This window comes from Paenibacillus sp. LS1 (assembly GCF_026013365.1).
In the GTDB taxonomy this organism is placed as follows: Bacteria; Bacillota; Bacilli; order Paenibacillales; family Paenibacillaceae; genus Paenibacillus.
This window is the reverse complement of record NZ_JAPDOE010000002.1, coordinates 671,386-687,605: the sequence shown is the minus strand read 5'-3', so window position 1 is coordinate 687,605 and position 16,220 is coordinate 671,386. Positions and strand designations below refer to the sequence as shown.

The following is a 16,220-nucleotide window of genomic DNA, read 5'->3' as shown; positions in this document are numbered from 1 at the left end:
CAATTCAATATTTCGTGTATTTGTTTAGTTTGTCATTACGATATTGCTCATTGTGATGTTGCTGCTCCACTGTCTTCCTCTCGAAAGCGCTGAATCAAATCATAGGTAGTGACCGTGTCCGAGACGTGTAATCGCTTGGATGCTTCATCATGAGCGGGACGACATGCATTGATATCCGTTTTGTCGCGTGTGGACAGGTCATAACAAGCACCGCTCTCATAGATATAATCATCCGATGGAATATAGAATACAGAACCATCCGATAACGCGCCATTACGCAGCACAACCGTACGTGCAGACCCGTCATATACGTCGTTACCCATATGATAATAGGACTGGTCGGATACGCCGAGCAGATGCAGCACGGATGGCGTGATGTCCAGTTGTCCCGAAGGTTCGTCGATGGTTCCGGCAGCTGCTCCGTCCGGTAAATGCACGAGCAGAGGCACCTCGTTCATGATCTGTGCCATATCCAGTTCGTTAAGTGAACGTCCCAGGAACTGTTCGTATTGGAATTGTTCCTTAATCGAGTTGTCGTGGTCCCCGTAGAACATAAAGATGGTATTTTCCCATAATCCCCGATTTTTCAGATCCTCCACCATCTTGCCGAGCGCCGAATCCACGTAATGAACCGATTGCAGATAATCACCGAACATTGTTCCCTGGAACTCACCTACATCCAACTGCTGCTTCTCTTTAGGTAAGGCGTATGGGTGGTGACTGCTGAGTGTAATGAGGAACGAATAGAACGGTTCGGTCACCTCACTGCTCATTTTCTCAACGGATTGGCGGAAAAAGGATTCGTCAGACAGGGACCAGCCAAGCGGATCATCCTGTGCAAAATCATTTTTACTATAAAACTTGTCGTACTTCATGTTCTGATACATCGTATACCGATTCCAGAAGCCACTCTCATAAGCGTGAAATACGTTGGTGCTATACCCGTTATCCTTCAGAATGGAAGGGAGGGAATCATACGTATGGTCTGCATAGCGTACAAACGCGGATCCAACCGGAAGCGGATGCAGTGAGATGTTTGCTCCAAAATCGGCATCGGACGTTCTGCCCTGACCTGTCTGGTGGTAAAAGTGACTATAATACTGACTTTCCTTCATCAGTTCATTAAAATGTGGTGTGATCTCCTGACCGCCAATGCTTTGGCCAATCATGAAGTTCATAAAAGCCTCACCCTGGACAATGATGACATTGCTGTCCTTATATTTGCCGAACAAGGCATCGTTCTGCGGTTCAGCTCCTTGCCTTTCAGCGAAGAATGCCTTTGCCTGTTCAACATCTGCGGGTTCAGCCTGCGGCCCGGAGCCAATGTGATCTTTGGCATAGTTGTACAGATCATAACCATGAAAAGCGAGAAGTCCAGTCACATTGTACATGGATACATTCCACCAGTTGTTATCAAACAGGCCCTTGGCCCATGTTTTGCTGTAAAAATAAATCGGGCCGACTGCGAGACCCAGTCCCAGCACAAGGGCAATGCTGCCGGCAGTGAGACGGCGGCGCATCCCCGCCTTGCGATCATTATACGTATAACTACCATAACCTTGAACAGACGCACTGGCGTGCTTCGAACGGTAACGTCTGCTGAACAGTACGATAGCTGCGAATGGAATGACGACAAGCCAATCGGCAAAGAACCAAAGATCGCTTGTGTAGATCAATGTAGCAATACTGTCACCCAATGCGTCAACTTGTCTGGCCTGCAACAATACCGGGATGGTCAAGAAATCCTGGAAATAGCGATAATACACCATATCGGCATAGATTAGTGCGGTAAGCAGCAGGTTAAGCACCGCGAGAGACACGATCATGCCTCTACGTGGCAGCCACCAGGTCCAGAAGGACAGGAGAAGAAGTGATCCAGTAGCAATGACTTTATCCAGCAGTCCCATCGTAATGTTATAGGCGTGCAGATTGTGATGGAGCCACATGAGTTTGAGCAGCATGAGCACAAGAAAAATAAGATATAACGTTAGTGGATGATTCAGAAGCCCGCGTGGCATGGAGCTGCGCGTAGGGCGAGTGACAACCATATGTATGTCCCCCTTGCTTTCGTTGTTTTGTAATCGGAATGTAAAATAGGGCTCCATCCATTATAGCGTGGCCCCATGGGTTTTCAACTATGCCTAAGGATGAATTGATTTCTATCCAAACGAAGGCCGATGACGGCGAATTCATATGAACAGAATAGCGCACAAAAAAGCACTCCAGCCATAGATGGCAGGAGCACTTTATATTCGAAACAGTTATGAAGATTGTGGTGCTTTATTTCGTGGGGGCAGTGGGCCCAAATACTGATAGTACTGGGTTTCAATTCGTCCGTTGAACAATTTGCGACGCTTGTCTGCCTTATGACCGAAATACTCCTCGAAAGCTTTGGTCGATGTGATTGCGAAAAAGGACCATGTTGGCATGTCGAGATAACTGCGCCCTAATGAGCGGAGCAACTTCTGAACCTCTTTCTCTTCACTCAAACGTTCACCATATGGAGGGTTGGTAATGATGACACCGTAATCACCCTGTGGTCTAGCGCGATGAGCGGGCAGGACGCTGACTTCAATATCTTTGGCGAAGCCGGCACTCTTGATTGCTGCCATAGCAACTTCAATCGCTTCGGGATCAATATCGCTACCTGAAATCTGTAACGGGATATCGTCACGTACAGCATCGAATGCTTCTTCGCGCGCCTGTTCCCACAATTCTTCAGGAATGACAGCCCAGTCCTCGGAGTTGAAGGTACGACGAAGTCCTGGTGCAATGTTCCAGCCGATCATAGCGGCTTCAATTAGCATTGTGCCTGATCCACAGCATGGATCATAAAAGGGGCGGGATACATTCCAGCGACTGAGCTGAATAAGAGCTGCAGCAAGTGTTTCTTTCAGTGGTGCTTCGGTGACGAGTTTACGATAACCCCGTTTATGCAGACCTGGTCCCGTTGTATCCAAAGTAAGCAGGGCGCGATCGTTCAGCAGAATGACCTCAATCACATAACGAGACCCATCCTCTGGGAACCACTCCGTGTCATAAGTCAGTTTCAGTTTCTCTACGATTGCTTTCTTCACGATCCCTTGTGATGCAGGTACGCTGCTCAACTGAGATTTTTGGGAGCGACCCTCTACAGGAAATTCGCCGTCAGTAGGAATCCACTCTTCCCATGGAAGTGCTTTGGTGCCTTCAAACAATTCGTCGAATGTTGTAGCAGGGAATTCACCCATTTTGACCAATACCCGATCCGAACTTCTCAGCCACAGATTACACCGGCAAATATCAATATAATCCCCGGTAAAGAAAACCCGTCCATTGTCGATCGTAACATCCTCATACCCCAGTTGCTTTAGTTCCCGGGCAACAACAGCCTCGAGTCCCATCGCCGAGGTCGCAATCAATTGCAATTGAGCCATGTGATTCATTTCAACTCCATTTCAAGCTGGAGAAGGAATATCCTTCTCTCTGCTGTATAGTAACGGTGCGGCCTTGCCGCTTTCCGTGAAAAAACTTACAATGAGAAATGCGGTGAACGTATGCATTCCTCTCTCGAGATGATGCACCAGTCAACCACCTGTGTTGATAACAAACATTTATTATAGAACATTGGCATCCATATGGAAAGCAGTCCAAGTGTCCAAGGAGGATTTTAGTGGTGAATCTGACCCCTGATGAATATGTGAATCAATTATTTCAAGAGGATGACCTTTTGCTGAAAGTGAAAGAGGCCATCCGTTCGAACGGTATGCCGGAAGTTTCGGTTGCTGCGGCGTATGGACGTTTGCTCACGTTTCTAGCCAAGACATCCAAAGCAGAAGCTGCGCTCGAAATCGGCGTGCTGGGCGGTTACAGCGGGATCTGCATTGCACGCGGATTGCGTGAAAATGGGACCCTGACGTCTCTGGAACTGAAAGAGAAATATGCGGCAATGGCGCGTGGTCATCTGGAAGAAGGCGGTTTTGGCGAAAAGGTAGAGTACCGGATTGGCCCGGCGGCAGATAGCCTGGAGCAATTGCAACAGGAAGGTCGTACATTCGATTTCTTCTTTATTGACGCAGACAAGGAAAATTATCCGGTATATCTCGACTATGCTATTAAGCTGGCTCGGCCAGGTGCTGTCATTGTGGGTGATAACTGTTTCCTACGTGGTCGTACGCTGAATCCGGACAAGCAGGGTCCGGCCGTGCTTGCGGTTCGTCGCTTCAATGAACAGATGGCAAGTGACCCACGTCTCGTCACCACCATGTTGCCAGACTACGATGGGCTCGTACTTGCTTGGGTGAAGTGAGAAGAGGTTGAGGTAACAAAAAGAAGAGACGACACACCTTGAATGTCAGGGGCGTGTCGTCTCTTCTTTTTGTCCAGATTTATAAAGGATGAGTGCTTTCTTATACTTCCGGTGTTCCGTACGTTTCGAACCATTTTTTGATGGTGTCAAAATCATCACTGAAGGATAGTCCAAGCATCAATAACACACGAGCTTGTTGTGGACTCAGGTTGTCGCCGGCAATGATACCTTTTCCACCCCCGTATACACTTCCTGAACCCGTCCGAGTGGTGGTCACGAAGATTACACCTTCCTCAATGGCTTTGGTACGAGCTTGTCCCATAGCTCTGGAGATACCGCCAGCTCCTGTACCGGAGGTTACGATGCCTTGTGCGCCGTTGCTCACGAACCCTTCGATGGCTCCGCCTCCAGCTTCTTGATAAGAGATCGCAATTTCCACGTTGGCGAGATCAGCTTTTGTGATTTTACTCAGATCGAATACGGGCTTCGCAGTGCCTTCAGGTTTCAAGGCGCGTGCAGGAGCACGGTAGATTCGAATGTTTTCTTCATCAATATATCCTACGGCACCGAGCATCGGTGTCTCAAACGTATCTGTCCGATAATCATTCGTTTTGCTTACACCGCGTGCGAGTTGGATGGTGTCATTCAACATCAGTACTGTTCCGAATGAAGTGGTACGACCACTGCCTGCAAGTTTAATGGCGTTGTACAGATTGGCTTGAGCGTCAGAGCCGATGACAGTCCATGGACGCATGGAGCCTGTGATCACGACCGGTTTGTCACTCTGAACCGTCATATCGAGGAAATAGGCGATTTCCTCCATTGTATCTGTACCCGTGGTGACCACAACGCTGTCATACAGGGCAAGAGCTTTATCTACCGTCTGCGACAAGTCATAGAGATCAGCCATGCTATAGGAGCCTGAACCTGAATTTCCGAATTGGAGCGTGCTAACATCAGCAATCTTCTGCTTATCCGGTAAGGCGTCTACCATCTCTCCAATGGGAAGCGTACCTGCCTTGTAGTTCTGGAAGCTGGTTGCATCCTCGGATTGACCAGCGATCGTTCCACCAGTTCCAATCACCAATACATTGGGAAGTGCGGATTGTTTGGAGGAGTCCGGTACAGCAGGGATGGAAGTATTGCGAGCCGGAGTAGTAGGTGCTGTCTGAACAGCGCCAGTTGTTCCTTTTACCTCAGTAGCTGCGTGCGCAGCGTAGGTTCCGATGGGGGACAACGAGATCGTTAAAGCTGTTAAAGCTGCGGTACTCCATACGGCCCAGGGACGAAGATTGGATGTTTTTCTCATGAATAGCACTCTCCTTCAAGTAAGTGTGATGTTAAGTTTGTTAAGAAGAATATGTATACCATTTCAAATTGATTGTATTTCATGTTAAGTAATATGACAATTGTAGATATTGATAGAGTAATCGGTTACATTCATAGATATTAGGAGTATACTGATTATTTATAAGGTAAAATGAAAGAAAATTCATTCTGGCAAAGCTAGAATAGAGATGGAATTAGTAGTTTTGAAGAATAATCAGATATTTTTGTGTTAGTTAATATTACATAATAAGGCTTTTGTCCTGATAAAATGAAGCATTTCAAGAGAGGGAATGTTGAATGCGGGTTTATAGCAGAAGTGGACCATTCTACAACTAATATTTATCACACAGGCTAGCATAACGAGAGGTAATTAGTAACGTGTAGTAGGTAATGGGTCTCAATTACGTTCCAAAGATTGGTTTCGTTATGGAGTTTTGTTTATAATAGGGGTGATTAACATATGTAAATAAATATATAATATTGATTGGAGGAGAAACGATGAAACAGGCACCCAGAAAGTATGCAAATTACATTCCGATTCGTGAATTAGAGAGTTTGGAAGAGCGGCTATCTCCCTTCCAGGTGTACGCAGAGCTTCGTGATAACACTCCAGTCCGATATGATGAGCATCGAGAATGTTGGGATGTTTTCGGTTATGAAGATGTGAAGTATGTGTTGAAAAACCCGAAACTGTTCTCTTCTGCACGTGACCGTGCCAATACGAGCATGCTGACAACAGACCCTCCCAAGCACAAACAGCTGCGTGATCTGGTGAATCAGGCGTTTACACCCAAGGCAATTGAAGCGTTGGCTCCGCGTATTCAGGAAATTACAGATGAGTTAATTGCTCCACACCTGTCAGAAGGACATATGGAACTTATTGATGACCTTGCGATGCCATTGCCCGTCATTGTGATTGCTGAATTGATCGGAGTCCCTGCAACGGATCGTCAAAAGTTCAAGGACTGGTCTGATGTGTTGGTGAAAGGTGCGCGTAATGACAGTGAAGAGGCTTTTCAGGAGCTGTTGGAGGAGAAAAAAAGAAATACACAGGAACTGCATACCTATTTCACTGGCATTATGGAAGAACGTCGGTTGCAGCCGAAGGATGATCTGATCTCGTTACTGCTTGCTGCGGAGATTGATGGTCAGCAGTTAACCGCCGAGGAAGTGGTCGGTTTCTGTATTCTCTTGCTTGCTGCTGGTAATGAAACAACAACAAACCTGATTACCAATGCGGTTCGTATATTGTCTGAACAACCCGATCTACAGCAGGAGTTGCGCGAACATCCTGAACGGATTACTACTGCGATTGAAGAGACGTTGCGATATTATCCGCCAATTGTTGCCATTGGGCGGGTCGCCAAGGAAACTGTAGAGCTGAATGGACAGACGATACAGGCTGGAGAACAGGTGATTTCCTGGGTTGGATCAGCCAATCGGGATGGTGCTCAATTCGAACACCCGGAAGATTTCATCTCTGATCGCAAGCCGAACAGGCATATGGGATTTGGATTTGGCATTCATTTTTGTCTGGGTGCGCCGCTCGCTCGTTTGGAGGCAAGGGTCGTTCTGCATACGTTGCTTCAGCACATGGAGCGCATTCAGCTTGTGCCGGGAACGGATCTGCAACCGATACAAAGTGCCTTTGTGTTTGGGGTGAAACATTATCCGATACAATTCAATGAATAAATAAGTGAATGAAATAACATATGAATGACAAAAGCCGCTTTCAGGCCAATTTGGCGCTGGAAGCGGCTTTTTCAGATGGAGCGGTGAGATGCACTAGTTAAATAATGGATAAGGAATCAGGATTCCCGGATTGAAGCAGGTTTGTTATACAATTTGAATCTGACCCAAACCATATTAAGCAGCAGCAGTCCACCAGAGACGATAAACAGACCTTCAATCCCGATGAATCCTGCCATAAAGCCACCAATAATCGCTCCAAGCATGTTGCCTAGCGCCAGGGTGCTCGTATTAAAACTGAATGCCCGGCTAATCATGCTATCTGATGTATAGGAACGGATCAGGGCGTTGACGCTTGGAAGCAGGCCACCCATGAACACACCCATCATGAAACGAACAAGAATGAGCTGCCACACGGTCTGAACAAATGCCTGCGGGATAAGCATGAGTCCTGTTCCTATGAGTGAGAACGTAAGCACCTTGTGAGGGCCGATCCGGTCACTCAGCTTCCCGAGAATCGGAGACATGGCCATATTGGATAGTCCTGTAACTGCACCGACCATACCTGCCCAGAAGGCCACATTTACATCCGAAGCATGCAATTTCTGCACATACAGCGGCAAGAGTGACATGGGGCTAATCATCGCAAACTGTAACAGAAACGTCACAGCAAACAGTGCAGGCAGTTGAGGTGACTTATTCAATTCTTTCAGACCGGACAATACGGATTGTGCCGGCAGTTTGGCTGCTTCTTGACGGTCGAATTTCTCTCTCACCAGGAACATGGCGAGCATGGAAGCGACGAAGATCAGTCCACCTGTAATGTAGAAAATGGGGCGGAAGCCTACCGCATCAGCTAGCAAGCCACCGATGAGCGGACCCAGGATTGTGCCGGCAACCTGCCCGGACTGACTGATTCCCATGGCGAAACCCATGCGGTCCTTCGGTGTGGTACCCGATATCAGCGCAACAGCTGCAGGGTTGAAACCGGAGATGGTACCGTTAAGCAAACGCAATAAGAGAAGCTGCCAAGGGTTCTGTGCCAGACCCATAAGGGCAATGACGATGGCCATCCCGAATCCTGAACGCAGCAGCATAACCTTTCGACCATACTTGTCCGATAACTTGCCCCAGAGCGGTTGGAACAGAAATGAGGTGAGGAAATTGGCTGCAAATATAAATCCGGCCCAGATGCCAATTTCATGTTCGCCAACAACGCCAAGATCTCTTGCGAGATAAAGGGACAAAAATGGGGTAATCATGGTCATGCCCGAATTGACCAAAAATTGTCCGAACCAAAGCACAATGAGGTTTACTTTCCATGTTTTCAAAGTGCTTTCACTTCCTTTCAAAGATATTTCTGTAATTCTCTAAAAAAAACGATTCTTTCATTATAACATAATTGGCATATGGGGGATGGGTGTAAGGAATGTCATAGTATTGTCACGTAGAACGCATCTGCATGTGGTTGTTACGGCAGTTTAAAAAGGGCATAATGGTAATTATGAGTCCAAAAACTATTGGAGGCTTCTTATATGAGCTATAATGATCGACTGATTCGGGCAAGTTTCAAACAACAGGTAGACCGTGTTCCGGTATGGTACATGCGTCAGGCTGGACGTTACGATCCTGAATATCGCAAAATTAAAGAAAAGTACTCCTTGTTAGAGATTTGCCGACAACCCGAGCTGGCGGCTGAAGTTACACTTATGCCGGTACGTAAACTTGGTGTAGATGCGGCTATTTTATATTCCGATATTATGAATCCGGTTGCCTCACTGGGCATTGATTTTGACATTGTAAAAAACATTGGACCGGTCATCGATAATCCGATTCGATCCGCTGCAGATGTGGATCGTTTGCGTCCTATTGACGTAGAAGGAGATCTGTCACATATTCTCGAGACCATTCGAATTCTGGATAAGGAGCTTGATGTGCCTCTCATTACATTTGCGGGCGCACCTTTCACCATTGCAAGTTATCTGATCGAAGGCCGACCTTCGAAAGGGTATATCCGCACCAAAACGATGATGTACAGCGAGCCTGAGGTGTGGCATAAGCTGATGCAGAAGCTTGGTGATATGGTTATTACATATGTCCGTGCGCATATTGCGAATGGCGGTAAGGCATTCCAGTTGTTTGACAGCTGGGTTGGAGCACTTTCTCCCAAAGACTTCAGAACATATGTGTTGCCTACGATTACTCGTATCTTTACCGAATTATCGGATTTGAATGTACCGAAGATCTATTTCCCTGGTGTCGCATCAGGCGAATTGTTGCCAGCGCTGCATAATCTGCAAGCCGATGTGATTGGATTGGACTGGAGAGTCTCGATTTCGGAAGGTCGTGAGCGACTTGGCGGCAAATTCGCCGTGCAGGGTAACTTGGACCCTTATCTGCTGACTGCACCGATGGAACTGATCAAGGAGCAAGCCAAAGTGATCATTGACGAAGGAATCAAGGAGCCGGGGTACATTTTTAACCTGGGACACGGACTATTTCCTGAAGCATCTCTTGATAAGCTTAGAGAACTAACGGCTTATATTCATGAATATTCTGCCGAAGCATTGAAGACTGGGGTGACGGTAACGAATGACTAATACGATAGGTGTACTGGTGATGTCATATGGCACACCAGAAAATATGGAGAGTGTTGAAGCGTATTACACACATATCCGCAGAGGACGGCCGCCTGAACCTGAGCAATTAAAGGAACTGACGGATCGTTATGAAGCCATTGTTGGTGGTGTATTCCCGCTTCGGGAGAACACGGACAATCAGGTCAAGGCTCTGCAGGAGACGTTAAACCGCGATGAGCGTGGCACTGATGTGGAATTCCGTTGTTATCAAGGACTGAAGCATGCCTATCCATTTATTGAGGATGGCGTGGAACAGATGGCGAAGGATGGAATTCAGACAGCCATTGGTATTGTACTTGCGCCTCATTTCTCAACGATGAGTGTAGGTAGTTATATCAAACGTGCGCGTGAAAAAGCAGAAGAGCTGGGCGTTCATATGTCCTTTATTGAAAGCTATCATCTGCATCCGAAGTTAATTCAGGCTTTGTCTACGCGTGTCAGTGCCAAGTTGGATGCGTTCGAGGAAGCAGGAGCAAAACGCGGAGATGTGAAGGTGTTGTTCAGTGCCCACAGTTTGCCAGCACGTATTGTGGAGATGGGTGATCCATACCCGCAACAATTGCTGGAGACTTCGGAAGTGATTGCCTCACGTGTAGGGATTACCAATTGGCAATTTACTTGGCAAAGTGCTGGACGAACAGCTGAACCGTGGCTTGGACCGGATATTCTGGATACGTTACAGGAACTTTCTCGTGAACAGGTAGAGGATGTACTTGTGGCACCAATCGGGTTCGTCTCGGATCATCTGGAAGTGCTCTATGATCTCGATATTGAGGCCAAAGCGATTGCCAAAGAGATCGACATGCGCCTGATGCGTATTGATTCTCTCAATAGCGATCCACTATACATGGAGACATTAAGCGACGTTATTATAAGCCAATGGCAAAAAGGGTCGGATGAGTAATGGGTGACAAGAAACGCCGTGTTGTTGTCGTCGGCGGTGGCCTCACCGGCCTCAGCGCGGCATTTTATATCCGCAAGCATTACCGGGAAGCGGGCGTTGAACCCGTGATTACTTTGGTCGAGAAAAGCTCGTCCATGGGAGGCATGATCGAGACACTACACCGGGATGGATTTGTGATTGAAAAAGGGCCGGATTCTTTCCTGGCCCGCAAAACAGCAATGATTGATCTGGCCAAAGAATTGGAGATCGATCATGAACTGGTAAGTCAGAATCCGGAATCGAAGAAAACGTATATCATGCAGCGTGGCAAGCTTCATCCTATGCCAGCAGGACTCGTTCTGGGTATTCCGACAGAACTAAGACCATTCCTGAGAAGTGGTTTGGTTTCTCCGGCAGGCAAACTGCGGGCGTTGATGGATTTTGTCATCCCGCCGCGTCGTACAACAGAGGATGAATCGCTCGGTTATATGATTGAACGTCGTCTTGGAGCAGAAGTGCTGGAGAACTTGACGGAACCATTGCTCGCGGGAATCTATGCGGGTGACATGCGGCGATTGAGCCTCCAGGCTACTTTCCCGCAGTTCGGAGAAGTTGAGCGCGATTACGGCAGCCTGATTCGGGGCATGATGACTGGCCGCAAACCGGCTGAGACGCATACCGGAACGAAACGAAGCGCATTTCTGAACTTTCGTCAGGGACTGCAGAGCCTTGTTCACGCCCTCGTTCATGAACTGCAGGATGTGGATCAACGTCTGAACACCGCGGTCAAGTCACTGCAACGACTTGATGGAGCGGAGACCAGATACCATGTTGAGCTGGAGAATGGTGAACAACTTGAGGCGGATGATGTAGTGGTTACTGTGCCGACGTATGTCGCGTCGGAGCTGCTGAAGCCTCACGTGGACACAGCGGCACTGGATGCGATTAACTATGTGTCTGTAGCCAATGTGGTGCTTGCTTTTGAGAAAAAAGAGGTCGAGCATGTATTCGATGGATCGGGTTTCCTTGTTCCGCGGAAAGAGGGGCGTAATATTACGGCTTGCACGTGGACATCGACGAAATGGCTGCATACCAGTCCCGATGATAAAGTACTGCTTCGCTGTTATGTTGGTCGCTCCGGTGACGAACAGAACGTAGAGCTGCCGGATGAAGCGCTCACGGATCTGGTTCTCAAGGATCTGAGAGAGACCATGGGCATCGAAGCGGTACCGATCTTCTCGGAGATTACACGGCTCCGCAAATCGATGCCACAGTATCCGGTGGGACACCTCCAACATATTGCCGCTCTTCGTGAGGAACTTGGCAGCAAATTACCGGGCGTGTACATTGCGGGTGCTGGTTATGAGGGTGTAGGTTTGCCTGATTGCATCAGACAAGCGAAGGAAATGTCTGTCCAGGCTACACAAGAACTAGCGACAGATTAAGCACAGCAAGAGAGCTGTCTCGAACGTAGATTTATCTACAGAAGAGACGGCTTTTTTTACATGAATCTCTGGAAGTTAATCGAGTTAATACCCTTCCAATCGATACAGTTCCAAGGAATGATGGAAATCCAGAATATGCCTGATATAATGGTATGTATGGCTGTGAAGAAGAAGAGGAGTTGCTTATGTATCCCCCAAGATCAGAGCGAAGTGTAAAGAAGAAAAAGGGTAGTAAACGCACCCGCAATACAATCACAATCATCTGGACAGTTAATATTGTATTGATCATTGCAATTGGTCTGGTGGGCATTTTTTATGTCATGAATACACGTCAGCAACAGGCAGACCAGCCGGTGAAGCAAGAAATAGTCGATCAGGATCAGCCTTCCATTGGAGACGATGCCAAAGGCGGCGATCAAGTTAGTTCTCCAGACACGGAATCTGATGAGACTTCGGATGAAGGTACTAAAGCAACGGATGGAGAGACAACAAAGGATGCAGAAAAGACATCCGGCGTAGCGACCCCTGACGCTTCAGGCAACTCCAGTGGCGGGAAGACGGATTCCGGAACGAAAAAACCTGCGGCAACTTCGACACCATCCAGCACCAAGGGAAATGCAGGTGCGGATACCGAATCAGGGACGTCGAAACCTTCCAATTCAGCGAAGGATATCACGATTAACTTTGTTGGCGATATCCAGTTCTCAGGTAAAGTTGCTGAACTGCTGGATAAGAACGGTTATGACTATCCCTTTGCCAAGCTCGGCAGATTATTCAAGGATGATGATCTTACCATCGGTAACCTGGAGACACCCATAACCCTGGGTGGTACCAGTGCAGCTGACAAAACGTATGTCTACAAATCATCGCCCAAAGCATTGGCGGCAATGGCCTCTGCGGGTTTTGATGCTGTGAATTTGGCTAATAATCATATTCTGGATCAGGGCGTAGAAGGCTTGGTGGATACGTTAACCTATCTCAAGGAGTATGGCATAGCTCACACTGGAGCAGGGATGAACAGAGATGAAGCTTATGCACCAGCTTACCTGGAACGCAAAGGCATGAAGATCGCACTGCTTGGCTTCTCCCGAGTGGTACCGGAAACGAGTTGGAAGGCGGAAGGCAATCGGGCTGGTGTGGCTGAAGCCTATGATTCCACAGGAGCAGTCAAAGCAATCCAGGAGGCCCGTCAGAAGGCAGATCTGGTCATTGTGGTTGCACACTGGGGAGAGGAACGGGTAAGTACTCCGAATAGTGACCAGACCCGATTGGCTCATGAGTTTGTAGATGCAGGTGCGGATCTGGTCATCGGTGGTCATCCTCATGTGTTGCAAGGGTTGGAGTACTATAAAGGGAAGTGGATTGCATATAGTACGGGGAATTTTATTTTCTCCAGATCAACAACCGAAGAAACGTGGAAAACGGCTGTGTTTCAGGCACGCTGTAGTAGCGACGCGAATTGCAGTATGAAAGTCATCCCTTATGAAGCAGGGCTTGGTCAGGCCATTCCGATGATTGATGAGGCGAACCGACTTCTGCTGGAGCAGATGGCAAAGCTTTCTCCAGGCATTCGGTATGATGCAAGTGGAGTCGCTTCGCCAAATTGAGAACCTTTTTGAGGAGGGAATCGAATGAACAACCTTTGTGTAGCGCACCGTGGATTTTCTTCCATTGCACCAGAGAATACGATGGCTGCATTCCTGATGGCCATGGAACGGCCAGAAGTTCAGTGGATGGAGCTGGATGTGCAGTTGTCGCGTGATGGTGTGCCCGTGATCATTCATGATTTTACAGTGGATCGTACGACGAATGGCAAGGGTCTGGTTCGGGAAACCGATTGGGCTGATCTGCAACGGCTGGATGCCGGAGCATGGAAAAACAAGACCTACAAAGGTGAACGGATTCCGGCTCTAAGTGAACTGCTTGATCGTTCGTGCGGCAGAGTGCGTTTGAACATCGAACTGAAAACGCAGGGGGATATGTACCCTGGCCTGCCTGCCGCAGTTATATATGAAGTGAGAAAAAGACATATGCAGAATGATGTGGTGATCACTTCATTTGAACCTGCTGCTCTGATTGAAGTGAAGAAACTTGCACCGGAGATCCAGACGGGGCTTATTATCGACGCACGACCAGGTGATCTGTTAACTGCACTGCGGCAAATGAATTGCACATTCCTCTCGATTGGATATACCAATGTAGATAAATCCTTAATGAACGAGATGCGGAGTGCAGGCATTCGTGTGATGGCTTGGACGGTGGATGACAAAACGATTATGAAGAGACTGGCGGCAGTAGATCCAGAGCTTATGTTGTGTACAAACCGACCTGACGTATGGGAACATGCATTTCAGGAGACGAGTAGCCGATTCTTCAGACCGTAATTTACTCCATATACACTAATGAATCCGATAAAGGTGGTTATATACCCATGTTGACTAACATTCGCAATGTATACTGTGTAGGACGCAATTATAAACTTCACGCGGAAGAATTGGGCAACGCAGTTCCGGATGAGCCGATGATCTTTATGAAACCTTCTCACGCAGTTGTATCCCTGAATGGTGAAACCCTTGAATTGCCTGCTACGCAAGGTGAAGTTCACTATGAAGCTGAACTGGTCGTGCAAATTGGCCGTAGTTATGAGCCAGGTGTGGCGGTAGATGAGCTGGTGGATGCATATGCATTTGGTATTGATTTTACGTTACGTGATGTACAGACTGTGATTAAGAAAAAGGGTCACCCTTGGACAGCGGCCAAAGGGTTCAAAAATTCTGCACCGGTTACTGCATTTCAGGCATTCCCAGGTGCGGCAACATTGCTGGAGAAAGACTTTACATTGACCAAAAATGGTGAGGAAGTTCAGCGTGGTAACATTCGTAACATGATCTTCAGTTTACAGGATATTGTGAATTATGTAGGTCACCATTACGGCCTGGGGCCGGGCGATGTCATTTTTACAGGAACACCTGAAGGTGTTGGACCAACACAAGCAGGCGATGTGCTCGAACTGGCATGGGACGGCGAATCATTGGGTGCCTGTACGATTGGGGCAGCGCAATAAGGATTACACATCATACCTGCTTGAGGTGAATAGGGTACAAGAAAGGGGCGTGCATACGCTCCTTTTTGCTGTGCTATCGTGGATATTGAATATATGTTTATATCTTCATCGTACGGATACGTGGCTAATTACACTAAGTTATATGCTGTATTTACGCTCTGTGTGACCAACTCTTCCAATTCAGCTTGTTGTGCAGCATGTTGCTTCGAGCTGATACTTCCACTTGCGAGTCGCTCATCTAACTGTTCCCTGAGCTGCCTTACTTGTATAGCTATGACCTCATTCAAGTTCCCATTGTTTTCTTCCGTAATTGTCCTCAGCGATTTGCCGCTGTACAGTTCCTGATACAGATCCGCTTCTGAAGACTGATTCAGAGCGCTGAGCAGCTCGTCACTGTTTCCCTCACGAGTATCCAGATCAACGATGGACCATTTAGCTGTTGGTATGGGGGAGATGGCGGATTGGCCCCATGCTGTTCCGGCGAAGGACATGGTGACAATCATTGTGCCTATAATAATGACTCTTTTCATGTTCATATGGATAATCCTCATTTCTGTAGTTGAGTACGAACTGAATCGTAGCTTTTCATTGATGTTTCGATCTGAGAATAGTGTAAACGGGAAACCTGAAGTGAAACTTAAAACAGGATAAGTAATTTCAAACCGGCGGGGAATGACTGTAAAAGTAGATCTATATTCCAATTCGCACTTGACAGGTTGGGTTAGTTGGTTATATGATGATCTCAATTATTTTAATACTCATTAAATGAACAGTGAAATAATTTGAACTGAAAACTGAAGTGAGCTGATTGGACCACCAAAGGCTCCCGGGACTACTCCTCTAAGGAATGTCCTCGGGGGCCTTTTTTTGTGCGCTGTTGAAG

13 protein-coding genes are annotated in these 16,220 nt (G+C 47.5%); 8 read left to right on the top strand and 5 right to left on the bottom strand.

The window, feature by feature from the left end:
• Window positions 1-47: 47 nt before the first annotated feature.
• Both OM416_RS12450 and OM416_RS12445 read right to left on the bottom strand, forming a co-directional pair.
• On the bottom strand, window positions 48-2,048 hold the full coding sequence (locus tag OM416_RS12450; RefSeq protein ID WP_264929687.1) for an LTA synthase family protein: 2,001 nt from the start codon (window positions 2,046-2,048) through the stop codon (window positions 48-50).
• A 213-nt stretch (window positions 2,049-2,261) separates the two neighbouring features.
• A complete protein-coding gene (locus OM416_RS12445; protein ID WP_264930715.1) occupies window positions 2,262-3,416 on the bottom strand; it encodes a THUMP domain-containing class I SAM-dependent RNA methyltransferase in 1,155 nt (384 codons plus the stop codon).
• 239 nt (window positions 3,417-3,655) lie between these two features.
• Between OM416_RS12445 and OM416_RS12440 the strand changes: the two genes are divergently transcribed.
• Window positions 3,656-4,288 (top strand): O-methyltransferase, encoded by a 633-nt coding sequence (locus OM416_RS12440; protein ID WP_264929685.1) that lies wholly within the window; start codon window positions 3,656-3,658, stop codon window positions 4,286-4,288.
• Between the two features lie 100 nt (window positions 4,289-4,388).
• On the opposite strand, the gene OM416_RS12435 is transcribed toward OM416_RS12440, so the two are convergent.
• On the bottom strand, window positions 4,389-5,597 hold the full coding sequence (locus OM416_RS12435) for an asparaginase (protein WP_264929683.1): 1,209 nt from the start codon (window positions 5,595-5,597) through the stop codon (window positions 4,389-4,391).
• A 518-nt stretch (window positions 5,598-6,115) separates the two neighbouring features.
• On the opposite strand from OM416_RS12435, the gene OM416_RS12430 reads away from it, so the two are divergent.
• Entirely contained in the window at window positions 6,116-7,309 is a 1,194-nt protein-coding gene (locus tag OM416_RS12430) for a cytochrome P450 (protein ID WP_264929681.1), read from the top strand.
• A 116-nt stretch (window positions 7,310-7,425) separates the two neighbouring features.
• On the opposite strand, the gene OM416_RS12425 is transcribed toward OM416_RS12430, so the two are convergent.
• Entirely contained in the window at window positions 7,426-8,637 is a 1,212-nt protein-coding gene (locus OM416_RS12425) for an MFS transporter (RefSeq protein ID WP_169478639.1), read from the bottom strand.
• 204 nt (window positions 8,638-8,841) lie between these two features.
• Here OM416_RS12425 and hemE point away from each other — a divergent pair, with 204 nt between their 5' ends.
• The 6 genes from hemE to OM416_RS12395 all read left to right on the top strand — a co-directional run bounded on the left by hemE (window position 8,842) and on the right by OM416_RS12395 (window position 15,337).
• On the top strand, window positions 8,842-9,906 hold the full coding sequence (gene hemE, locus OM416_RS12420; protein ID WP_264929678.1) for a uroporphyrinogen decarboxylase: 1,065 nt from the start codon (window positions 8,842-8,844) through the stop codon (window positions 9,904-9,906).
• Window positions 9,899-10,849, top strand: a complete 951-nt coding sequence (hemH, locus tag OM416_RS12415) for a ferrochelatase (protein WP_264929676.1) — start codon at window positions 9,899-9,901, stop codon at window positions 10,847-10,849. The genes hemE and hemH overlap by 8 nt, the downstream gene beginning before the upstream one ends.
• Entirely contained in the window at window positions 10,849-12,273 is a 1,425-nt protein-coding gene (hemY, locus tag OM416_RS12410; RefSeq protein WP_062833620.1) for a protoporphyrinogen oxidase, read from the top strand. The genes hemH and hemY overlap by 1 nt, the downstream gene beginning before the upstream one ends.
• A gap of 185 nt (window positions 12,274-12,458) precedes the next feature.
• Entirely contained in the window at window positions 12,459-13,880 is a 1,422-nt protein-coding gene (locus OM416_RS12405) for a CapA family protein (RefSeq protein WP_264929672.1), read from the top strand.
• Window positions 13,881-13,904: 24 nt separating this feature from the next.
• A complete protein-coding gene (locus OM416_RS12400) occupies window positions 13,905-14,657 on the top strand; it encodes a glycerophosphodiester phosphodiesterase (protein WP_169478634.1) in 753 nt (250 codons plus the stop codon).
• A gap of 47 nt (window positions 14,658-14,704) precedes the next feature.
• Window positions 14,705-15,337, top strand: a complete 633-nt coding sequence (locus OM416_RS12395) for a fumarylacetoacetate hydrolase family protein (protein ID WP_264929669.1) — start codon at window positions 14,705-14,707, stop codon at window positions 15,335-15,337.
• Between the two features lie 128 nt (window positions 15,338-15,465).
• Here the strand turns inward: OM416_RS12395 and OM416_RS12390 are convergent, their stop codons facing one another.
• Window positions 15,466-15,873 carry a hypothetical protein gene (locus OM416_RS12390; RefSeq protein WP_264929666.1) on the bottom strand — a complete coding sequence of 136 codons (408 nt, stop codon included), beginning with the start codon at window positions 15,871-15,873 and terminating at the stop codon, window positions 15,466-15,468.
• Window positions 15,874-16,220 lie beyond the last annotated feature (347 nt).

What these genes read in the sequence shown, in the direction of transcription:
- OM416_RS12450 (WP_264929687.1), bottom strand. Translation starts at nt 2,048, where the DNA reads ATGGTTGTCACTCGCCCTACGCGCAGCTCCATGCCACGCGGGCTTCTG.
- OM416_RS12445 (WP_264930715.1), bottom strand. Translation starts at nt 3,416, where the DNA reads ATGGCTCAATTGCAATTGATTGCGACCTCGGCGATGGGACTCGAGGCT.
- OM416_RS12435 (WP_264929683.1), bottom strand. Translation starts at nt 5,597, where the DNA reads ATGAGAAAAACATCCAATCTTCGTCCCTGGGCCGTATGGAGTACCGCA.
- OM416_RS12430 (WP_264929681.1), top strand. Translation starts at nt 6,116, where the DNA reads ATGAAACAGGCACCCAGAAAGTATGCAAATTACATTCCGATTCGTGAA.
- hemE (WP_264929678.1), top strand. Translation starts at nt 8,842, where the DNA reads ATGAGCTATAATGATCGACTGATTCGGGCAAGTTTCAAACAACAGGTA.
- hemH (WP_264929676.1), top strand. Translation starts at nt 9,899, where the DNA reads ATGACTAATACGATAGGTGTACTGGTGATGTCATATGGCACACCAGAA.
- hemY (WP_062833620.1), top strand. Translation starts at nt 10,849, where the DNA reads ATGGGTGACAAGAAACGCCGTGTTGTTGTCGTCGGCGGTGGCCTCACC.
- OM416_RS12405 (WP_264929672.1), top strand. Translation starts at nt 12,459, where the DNA reads ATGTATCCCCCAAGATCAGAGCGAAGTGTAAAGAAGAAAAAGGGTAGT.
- OM416_RS12400 (WP_169478634.1), top strand. Translation starts at nt 13,905, where the DNA reads ATGAACAACCTTTGTGTAGCGCACCGTGGATTTTCTTCCATTGCACCA.
- OM416_RS12395 (WP_264929669.1), top strand. Translation starts at nt 14,705, where the DNA reads ATGTTGACTAACATTCGCAATGTATACTGTGTAGGACGCAATTATAAA.
- OM416_RS12390 (WP_264929666.1), bottom strand. Translation starts at nt 15,873, where the DNA reads ATGAACATGAAAAGAGTCATTATTATAGGCACAATGATTGTCACCATG.